Raw genomic sequence first — 8578 nt, forward strand, 5'->3', positions numbered from 1 at the left:
CTCGGTTTATAAGTTTTAAGACTTAAAATTTAAACGCCCTTTAAATCATTATTAAAGGACGTTTTTGTTTCTCAAAATTCATGGATTTTAACCGCTAAAAATGAGAAACTTGAAACGTTTTAAATTTCTCACATTTAGCGGTTACGTTTCTCAAAATTCGCGAACGGCAACAACGGTGCTATGATGAACTTTATTCCTACCATTATTATTGGCGCCGGTGCCGCAGGTTTGTTCTGTGCCGCACAATTGCGGCAAACTTGGCAACAGGTTAGTGTTTTTGATAACGGCAAAAAAATCGATCTCCTACCGCATCATTCGATTATTGAAGAAATAAAACAAGATAAAAGCAATTCATGATCTTGATCAATAAAAAATACATCAATTAAATTTTTTTTCTTTTTGGGCTTGCGCTGACACTTATCCTTCAGTATAGTCAAGTCCAGTTCTATTTTAGATAAGGTTCAAAAAATGATTTTTTTAGGTAATCGTCGCTATCACCACCACTTGAATTCACATTCAAGCGTTTGGTGCTACCTGAAAAACAGATAAGAGTCGCTGAGAAAAAAATCTCGTAAAGCCCTCGAAGGTTCGTACCTCCGAGGGCTTTTTCTATTTCACATCAATAATTTTTACAGAGGCTATTTATATGCAAACACAAAACCGACTCAAAATCGCCTTACAGAAAAAAGGCCGTTTAAGCCAAGATTGCGCTGCTCTACTCAAACAATGCGGGGTAAAAATCAATTGGAACGAACAACGGCTTATCGCCTATTCGGAAAACCTACCGATTGAAATCCTGCGTGTGCGTGATGACGATATCCCAGGGTTGATTTTTGACGGTGTCGTAGACTTAGGTATCATCGGCGAAAATGTCTTGGAAGAAGAAGAGCTCGGTCGATTGGCAGCTGGCGAAACCATCGCTTACAAAAAACTACGCCAATTAGACTTCGGAGGCTGTCGCCTTTCGCTCGCGATTGACCGTGACCAAACTTACAACGGCGTGCAAACCCTTGCTAATCAACGCATCGCCACCTCCTATCCAAACCTTTTACGTCGCTATATGCAACAACAAGGTGTGCCTTTTAAAAACTGTCTGCTCAATGGCTCGGTAGAAGTGGCTCCAAGTGCTGGACTAGCCGCGGCAATTTGCGATTTAGTCTCTTCTGGTGCGACCTTAGAAGCCAACGGTTTAAAAGAAGTCGAAGTGATTTACCGTTCTAAAGCCTGCTTAATTCAACGTGCCGAACCGCTTGATACAGAAAAACAAGCACTGGTTGACCGCTTGCTAACCCGCATCCAAGGTGTGCAACAAGCCTCTGAATCCAAATACATTATGCTGCATGCACCAAAGGATAAACTGACACAAATTACAGCGCTACTCCCAGGGGTTGAAAATCCAACCATTTTGCCATTAGCCAGTGATAGCACAAAAGTCGCGATGCACGTTGTCAGCCAAGAAAATTTATTCTGGGAAACTATGGAGCAATTAAAAGCCATCGGAGCCAGCTCGATTTTGGTATTACCAATAGAGAAGATGATGGAATAACCCAACCTTGTTTCCATTTACGGGAAAAGAAAATTAAATAAGAGGAAATAGGCAATGCAAACTTTAATCTGGAATAACTTAACTCAAGAAGAAAAACGCCAAGCCCTTGCCCGTCCGGCACAAGAAATTGGTGAAAGCATTAAACAGGCGGTGGATGCGATTCGTGAAAATGTTGCGCAAAACGGCGATAACGCGTTGTTTGAATTGTGCGAAAAATTCGACAAAGTAAAACTGACAAGCCTTGTTGTCTCTCCTGAGGAAATCGTCGCAGTTAGCGCTCGAATTTCCCCAGCGCTCGCGCAAGCAATTCAACAGGCAAAAGCCAATATTGAAGCCTTCCACAAGGCACAACAAAATCAAGAAATCGACATCGAAACCCAAGCTGGCGTGCGCTGCCAAGTGGTTACCCGTCCGATTCCCCGCGTAGGACTATACATTCCGGGCGGTTCCGCACCATTATTCTCGACTGTTTTGATGTTAGCGATTCCAGCAAAAATTGCCGGCTGTAAAAAAATTGTGCTGTGCTCCCCACCACCAATTGCCGATGAAATTCTTTACACCGCACAACTATGTGGCGTGGAAACCATTTATGCGGTGGGCGGTGCACAAGCCATTTTTGCCATGGCACAAGGCACCGAAACGGTGGCTAAGGTTGATAAAATTTTCGGGCCGGGTAATGCCTTTGTTACTGAGGCCAAACGCCAAGTGGTGCAAAGCGGTACTGCCATTGATATGCCGGCAGGCCCTTCAGAAGTGTTGGTCATCGCGGATGAAGCGGCAGATCCCGAATTTATCGCTAGCGATCTGCTTTCCCAAGCCGAACATGGTGCTGACAGCCAAGTGATATTAGTCACCACCAATGGGCAATTAGCCGCACAAACAGAACAGGCTATTGCCCGCCAACTGGCGCGTTTACCACGAGCTGAAACCGCCAACAAAGCCCTTGGCCACAGTCGTATTTTTATTGCCGAAAGCTTGGCGCAAGCCGTTGCAATCAGCAACGAATACGCACCAGAACACTTAATCGTACAAACCCAAAACGCCCGCGCACTCTTGCCGGAATTGGACAATGCTGGTTCAATTTTCTTAGGGGCATACAGCCCGGAAAGCATGGGCGATTACGCCAGCGGTACCAACCACGTGTTGCCGACCTATGGCTATACCAAAACCTACTCTAGTCTTGGTTTAGCGGATTTCAGCAAACGGATGACCGTCCAAGAACTCAGCCCTGAAGGGTTTAAAAATCTAGCAAAAACCGTGGAAGTAATGGCGGAGGCTGAGCAATTAGATGCCCACAAACAGGCTGTCAGCATTCGTTTGGCAAAACTAAATGCGCAGTAAGCTAAATCAAACGCCCTCTCGGATTTCCGAGTTTTTGCGAAATAATACCTAACCAATTGATTTTATTATGGTTAAATAAAACGTAAAAAAGGATAACATATGAACACAACACAGCTTTCCCGTCCCAACGTCCAAGCACTAACCCCTTACCAATCCGCCCGCAAACTGGGTGGCAACGGGACGATTTGGCTCAATGCAAACGAATCGCCACTTTCGCCGAATTTTCAACTTTCCGGTAAAGACTTAAACCGCTATCCAGAACCGCAACCACAGGCAGTGGTTGAAGGCTATGCGGCCTATGCCGGAGTCAACGCCGAGAACGTTTTAGTCACCCGTGGCGGCGATGAAGGCATTGAGCTGATTATTCGTGCCTTTTGTGAACCCGCACATGATGCCATTTTATTCTGCCCACCCACCTACGGCATGTATGCAGTCAGCGCTGAAACCGCCAATGTTACCTGCAAAACTATGCCACTCGATGCCGATTTTCAGCTCAATTTGGAAGCCATTGAAGCGCAATTGGACGGCGTGAAAGCGGTATTTGTTTGTAGCCCAAACAATCCGACCGGCAATCTGCTCAAGCGGTCAGATTTAATCAAATTATTGCAAATGACCGCCGGCAAAGCGATTGTGGTGGTTGATGAAGCCTATATTGAATTTTGTCCTGAAGCGAGCTTCGCCAACGAGCTGCAAAACTACCCAAATTTAGCCATCATTCGCACCCTTTCTAAGGCATTTGCCTTGGCTGGATTACGTTGCGGTTTTGTTTTGGCCAATGCGGAATTGATTCAAATTCTAAGCAAGGTAATTGCACCTTATCCGATTCCGGTTCCAAGTGCGGATATTGCCGCCCAGGCGCTTGCCGATACAAATCTAACCGTGGTTAAGAAACGCGTGCAAACCACCCTAGACAATCGTCAATGGCTTGCCGACCAGCTAGTTGCATTACCGCAGGTAGAACAAGTCTTTCCAAGTGAAGCCAATTATTTGCTATTTAAATGCCAAGATGGCGAAAAAGTATTTAAAGCCTTGTGGGATTTGGGAATTATTCTGCGCGACCAAAATAAAGCGTTAAATTTACAAGACTGCATTCGTATCACCGTTGGCACAAAAGAAGAATGTGAACGAGTGGTTGAAGCCATCAAACAAATCAACTAATACACAGGAGAACAGCCCATGCAACCTACTCTTTTCATTGACCGCGATGGTACCTTGATTGATGAGCCGAAAACCGATTTTCAAATTGATAGCCTTGAAAAACTCAAATTCGAGCCGAACGTCATTCCAGCGATGCTGAAACTGAAAGAAAAATACCGTTTTGTGATGGTATCAAACCAAGATGGTTTGGGAACGGACTCTTTCCCACAAGCAGATTTTGATAAACCGCATAATGCAATGATGGCGTTATTCAAATCACAGGGGATTGAGTTTGATGATGTGTTGATTTGCCCACATAAGCCGGAAGATCATTGCCAATGCCGCAAACCACAAACCAAGTTACTTAAAAAATATATTGAGGAGAAATTATTCGATCCTGCGCATTCTTTTGTTATTGGCGATCGAGCAACCGATGTGCAATTGGCTGAAAATTTAGGCATTCGCGCCATTCAATACCATCCGCAACAAATGCCATGGGAATTGATTGCCGAAAAATTATTGGGCGAAGCAGTAAGTAATATCGGCAACCGCGCACCACGTTTTGCCGAAGTGGTGCGTAAAACCAAAGAAACCGATATTAAAGTGCAAGTATGGTTGGATGAAACCGGAGTTAACGAAATCAAAACCGGCGTTGGCTTTTTCGATCATATGCTTGACCAAATCGCCACTCACGGCGGATTCCGCATGAACGTACAATGCAACGGCGATTTGTGGATCGACGAACACCATACGGTGGAAGATACTGCCCTCGCCCTCGGTCAAGCATTGAAACAGGCGCTTGGCGACAAACGCGGCATCGCCCGCTTCGGCTTTGTGCTCCCGATGGATGAATGCCGCGCCGAATGTGCCTTGGATTTATCCGGCAGACCTTGGATCAAATTCAACGCCAAATTCAAACGCGACAAAGTGGGCGATTTTAGCACCGAACTCACCGAACATTTTTTCCAATCTCTGGCATTCTCGCTACTCGCCACGCTTCATCTCAAAGCCACCGGCGACAACGACCACCATAAAATCGAAAGCCTATTTAAAGTCTTCGGCAGAACTTTAAGACAAGCGATTCGAATTGAAGGGAATGAATTGCCGAGTTCGAAGGGTGTTTTATAACACGATTATCCTGATATCACTCTTAGATATGGAAAAAGAGAAATGAAGACCAACATCACCATCATCGACACCCAATGCGCAAACCTCTCCTCTGTCAAATTTGCTTTTGAGCGATTAGGATATAGCGCAGAGATCACCAATGATCTCAATAAAATTAAATCTGCCGATAAATTAATTTTACCCGGTGTAGGAACCGCCAAGGCAGCGATGCTGAATTTACAACGCTTAGGCTTGGTTGAAATAATCCAAAATCTCACACAGCCTGTGTTAGGCATTTGCTTAGGCATGCAGCTAATGACGGAATTCTCTACCGAAGGCAATGTTTCCACCCTTGGTTTAATGAGTGGGCAAACCGAACTGATTCCGGATACGGGCTTGCCGTTGCCACATATGGGCTGGAATCGCGTACATTTTGATGAAAATAGCCCGCTATTTGATGGCATTGCGCAGGACAGCCATTTCTATTTTGTGCATAGCTATGCGGTATTGCCTAATGAAAATACCATTGCGACCAGCCAATATGGTGTGGATTTTTCTGCTGCTATCGCCTACGAAAACTTCTACGGCGTGCAATTCCATCCTGAACGTTCAGGCGAAAATGGTGCGTTGTTGTTGAAAAATTTTGTGGAAAAAGTGAAATAAACCACAGAGCTAAAATAACGCACGCCCCCCCCTCTTTAGAAAAGAGGGGCAGGGGGAGATTTGATTAGGATGTCTAATTTCTCACGAGGTTGAAAATTACTTCTGCTAAATCTCTCCTAACCCCTCTTTGCTAAAGAGAAGAACTGATTACATTACACAGGAAAACCTATGCAAACATCACAAATCATTCCCGCCCTTGACTTAATTGATGGTCAAGTTGTGCGGTTACATCAAGGCGACTACGCCAAACAAACTACTTATTGCGACGATCCTATCGCACAATTTGCCGATTACGTTCGCCAAGGGGCACAGCAATTACACCTAGTAGATTTAACCGGAGCGAAAAATCCACAGGCCCGCCAAACCGCGTTAATTCGCCAAATCATTGCTGCAACGCCCTGCCCTGTGCAAGTCGGTGGAGGGATTCGTCGCGAACAAGATGTTGTCGATTTATTGGCGGCAGGCGCAAACCGCGTGGTGATCGGTTCAACAGCGATTAAAGAACGCGCCACCGTAAAACAATGGTTTACTCAATATGGCGCAGAGAAATTCGTGTTGGCATTGGACATCAACATCAATGCAAGCGGTCAAAAAATTGTGGCAATCAGCGGCTGGCAAGAAGCTAGCGGAGTGTTGTTGGAAGAGGTAATCGAAGACTATCAAAGTGTCGGCTTACGCCATGTGTTATGCACCGACATTTCGCGTGATGGCACCTTGGCAGGTTCAAACGTTGATTTATATCGTGAAATCTGCGCGCAATATCCCGATATTCAATTTCAATCATCGGGCGGCATTGGTAGCCTGGCAGATATTGAGGCGCTTAAAAATACCGGCGTAGCAGGTGTTATTGTTGGACGCGCCTTGTTGGAAGGCAAATTTAATGTAGCGGAGGCAATCGAATGTTGGCAAAACGGATAATCCCTTGTTTGGACGTACGTGATGGGCAAGTCGTTAAGGGCGTGCAATTCCGCAATCACGAAATTATTGGCGATATTGTGCCGTTGGCACAACGCTATGCTGCCGAAGGTGCTGATGAGTTAGTGTTTTACGACATTACCGCTTCATCGGATGGCCGCACGGTGGATAAAAGCTGGGTGCAACGCGTGGCGCAAGTCATTGATATTCCTTTCTGCGTAGCCGGCGGGATTAAAACTGTCGCTGATGCCGAGCAATTATTTGCTTTTGGCGCGGATAAAATCTCGATCAACTCTCCTGCGTTAGCTAATCCCGATTTGATTAACCAACTTTCCGAACGCTTTGGCGTGCAGGCGATCGTTGTTGGCATCGATAGCTGGTTTGAGCAATCAACCAGTAAATATTGGGTCAACCAATATACTGGTGATGAAAGCCGTACCCGCCAAACCCATTGGCAGTTACTTGATTGGGTGCAAGAAGTACAAAGCCGTGGTGCGGGTGAAATCGTGCTCAATATGATGAACCAAGATGGCGTACGCCAAGGCTATGATCTCACACAGCTTAAAATGGTGCGCCAAGTATGCCGCGTACCGCTTATTGCCTCGGGCGGTGCAGGCGAAATGGTGCATTTTCGCGATGCCTTTATCGAAACCAATGTAGACGGCGCATTAGCCGCAAGCGTGTTCCACAAGCAGATTATTCAGATTGGGGAACTCAAACGCTATTTGCGTCAACACAATATTGAAATCAGAGAGTAAGGAAAATGATGCTTAATACTAGCCTTATCAACTGGCAAAAAGTTGATGGCTTACTGCCTGTCATTGTCCAACATGCACAAACCGGTCAGGTGTTGATGTTGGGATATATGAATTCTGAGGCCTTAGCCAAAACCATCAATGAAGGCAAGGTGACCTTCTATTCCCGTACCAAGCAACGCCTCTGGACCAAGGGGGAAACCTCGGGGAATTTTTTAAATATCGTGGATATGAGCTTGGACTGCGACAATGACACCTTGTTAATTTTAGCCAATCCTATCGGCGCAACCTGTCATACCGGAGAAGACAGCTGCTTTCATCGATTTACCCAACAAGTCACCAGCCATTGGACATGGTTCGCCCAACTGGAGCAACATTTAGCAGAAAAGAAAAACGCCGATCCGGCTAGTTCTTACACCGCAACACTGCACAGTAAAGGCATTAAGAAAATCGCCCAAAAACTGGGAGAAGAAGCGGTAGAAACGGCGCTAGCTGCCGTTTCGCAAGATAAACCGGAAACCCTCAGTGAAGCAGCGGATTTGGTTTATCACTTAACCGTGTTATTGCACCATCAAGGACTAATATGGGCGGATGTGATTGCAAAATTACAAGAACGCCATCAGGGAATTGGCTTGCATCCGGAGGGTTCGAATAAATAAACGCCCCTCGAAAATCAAAGTTTTTACGAAAGATAAGTGTAAGTTATTGATTTTATTATATATTGATTCGGAAACTAATTGAAGCTCGTAAATCGGTTGCCATCACTTCGGCTCCGGACAAGGTAGCTACGCCATGACAAACTGCGGTATTCCCTTCGATTTCCGCTTTACCGCCCATCCGAATCAATTCCGGAATATGTATAAAACGGTTTTCAAAAATAGTCTCGGTAATGATACTGTTGCCTTCTGCAACCATATTTAACAACGTAAATTGTGCCTGCATATCGGTTGGAGTTCCCGGATGTAGCGCAGTACGAATATTTACTGCTTTCGAACTATTAAAAACGGAATGCGTTTATGGTCGGGAATTTAATACACGAGAGGAGATAGTTAATGCGGTAAGGGATTATTTGGATTACGATAATCATCGACGGAGACCTTTGCAAAATCCCCCC

At 45.4% G+C, this 8578-nt stretch carries 10 protein-coding genes and 1 pseudogene; 10 read left to right on the top strand and 1 reads right to left on the bottom strand.

Annotated features, from left to right (window positions below; genetic code table 11):
* Positions 1-180 precede the first annotated feature (180 nt).
* The 9 genes from HMPREF9098_RS11340 to hisIE all read left to right on the top strand — a co-directional run bounded on the left by HMPREF9098_RS11340 (position 181) and on the right by hisIE (position 8123).
* Positions 181-357: an NAD(P)-binding protein gene (locus HMPREF9098_RS11340; RefSeq protein ID WP_003781789.1), complete on the top strand. Its 177-nt coding sequence runs from the start codon at positions 181-183 to the stop codon at positions 355-357.
* A 289-nt stretch (positions 358-646) separates the two neighbouring features.
* Positions 647-1546 (top strand): ATP phosphoribosyltransferase, encoded by a 900-nt coding sequence (gene hisG, locus HMPREF9098_RS02745; RefSeq protein WP_003781791.1) that lies wholly within the window; start codon positions 647-649, stop codon positions 1544-1546.
* A 54-nt stretch (positions 1547-1600) separates the two neighbouring features.
* Entirely contained in the window at positions 1601-2887 is a 1287-nt protein-coding gene (hisD, locus tag HMPREF9098_RS02750) for a histidinol dehydrogenase (protein WP_003781794.1), read from the top strand.
* A 99-nt stretch (positions 2888-2986) separates the two neighbouring features.
* Positions 2987-4045: a histidinol-phosphate transaminase gene (hisC, locus tag HMPREF9098_RS02755; protein ID WP_003781796.1), complete on the top strand. Its 1059-nt coding sequence runs from the start codon at positions 2987-2989 to the stop codon at positions 4043-4045.
* An 18-nt stretch (positions 4046-4063) separates the two neighbouring features.
* A complete protein-coding gene (hisB, locus tag HMPREF9098_RS02760; RefSeq protein WP_003781800.1) occupies positions 4064-5152 on the top strand; it encodes a bifunctional histidinol-phosphatase/imidazoleglycerol-phosphate dehydratase HisB in 1089 nt (362 codons plus the stop codon).
* Between the two features lie 42 nt (positions 5153-5194).
* Complete coding sequence (gene hisH, locus HMPREF9098_RS02765; RefSeq protein WP_003781801.1) at positions 5195-5794, top strand: imidazole glycerol phosphate synthase subunit HisH; 600 nt, start codon at positions 5195-5197, stop codon at positions 5792-5794.
* A 168-nt stretch (positions 5795-5962) separates the two neighbouring features.
* The gene (gene hisA / locus HMPREF9098_RS02770) at positions 5963-6712 is read left to right on the top strand and encodes a 1-(5-phosphoribosyl)-5-[(5-phosphoribosylamino)methylideneamino]imidazole-4-carboxamide isomerase (RefSeq protein ID WP_003781802.1); all 750 of its coding nucleotides are present in this window, start codon (positions 5963-5965) and stop codon (positions 6710-6712) included.
* On the top strand, positions 6694-7467 hold the full coding sequence (gene hisF / locus HMPREF9098_RS02775) for an imidazole glycerol phosphate synthase subunit HisF (RefSeq protein WP_003781804.1): 774 nt from the start codon (positions 6694-6696) through the stop codon (positions 7465-7467). The genes hisA and hisF overlap by 19 nt, the downstream gene beginning before the upstream one ends.
* A gap of 5 nt (positions 7468-7472) precedes the next feature.
* Positions 7473-8123 carry a bifunctional phosphoribosyl-AMP cyclohydrolase/phosphoribosyl-ATP diphosphatase HisIE gene (gene hisIE, locus HMPREF9098_RS02780; protein WP_003781805.1) on the top strand — a complete coding sequence of 217 codons (651 nt, stop codon included), beginning with the start codon at positions 7473-7475 and terminating at the stop codon, positions 8121-8123.
* A 73-nt stretch (positions 8124-8196) separates the two neighbouring features.
* Here hisIE and HMPREF9098_RS11345 read toward each other — a convergent pair.
* Positions 8197-8454: pseudogene (locus HMPREF9098_RS11345) on the bottom strand (carboxyvinyltransferase); the annotation flags it as partial.
* On the opposite strand from HMPREF9098_RS11345, the gene HMPREF9098_RS12430 reads away from it, so the two are divergent.
* Positions 8354-8578, top strand: a 225-nt coding sequence (locus tag HMPREF9098_RS12430) for an IS3 family transposase (RefSeq protein ID WP_155803297.1), incomplete at its 3' end; no start/stop codon positions are given. The pseudogene HMPREF9098_RS11345 and the gene HMPREF9098_RS12430 sit on opposite strands and share 101 nt — an antisense overlap.

It is taken from the genome of Kingella denitrificans ATCC 33394 (assembly GCF_000190695.1).
Lineage (GTDB): Bacteria > Pseudomonadota > Gammaproteobacteria > Burkholderiales > Neisseriaceae > Kingella_A > Kingella_A denitrificans.

Bases quoted from the DNA above. Each gene is read 5' to 3' on its own strand.
- hisG (WP_003781791.1), top strand. From the start codon at position 647: ATGCAAACACAAAACCGACTCAAAATCGCCTTACAGAAAAAAGGCCGT.
- hisA (WP_003781802.1), top strand. From the start codon at position 5,963: ATGCAAACATCACAAATCATTCCCGCCCTTGACTTAATTGATGGTCAA.
- hisH (WP_003781801.1), top strand. From the start codon at position 5,195: ATGAAGACCAACATCACCATCATCGACACCCAATGCGCAAACCTCTCC.
- hisIE (WP_003781805.1), top strand. From the start codon at position 7,473: ATGATGCTTAATACTAGCCTTATCAACTGGCAAAAAGTTGATGGCTTA.
- hisF (WP_003781804.1), top strand. From the start codon at position 6,694: ATGTTGGCAAAACGGATAATCCCTTGTTTGGACGTACGTGATGGGCAA.
- hisC (WP_003781796.1), top strand. From the start codon at position 2,987: ATGAACACAACACAGCTTTCCCGTCCCAACGTCCAAGCACTAACCCCT.
- HMPREF9098_RS11340 (WP_003781789.1), top strand. From the start codon at position 181: ATGATGAACTTTATTCCTACCATTATTATTGGCGCCGGTGCCGCAGGT.
- hisB (WP_003781800.1), top strand. From the start codon at position 4,064: ATGCAACCTACTCTTTTCATTGACCGCGATGGTACCTTGATTGATGAG.
- hisD (WP_003781794.1), top strand. From the start codon at position 1,601: ATGCAAACTTTAATCTGGAATAACTTAACTCAAGAAGAAAAACGCCAA.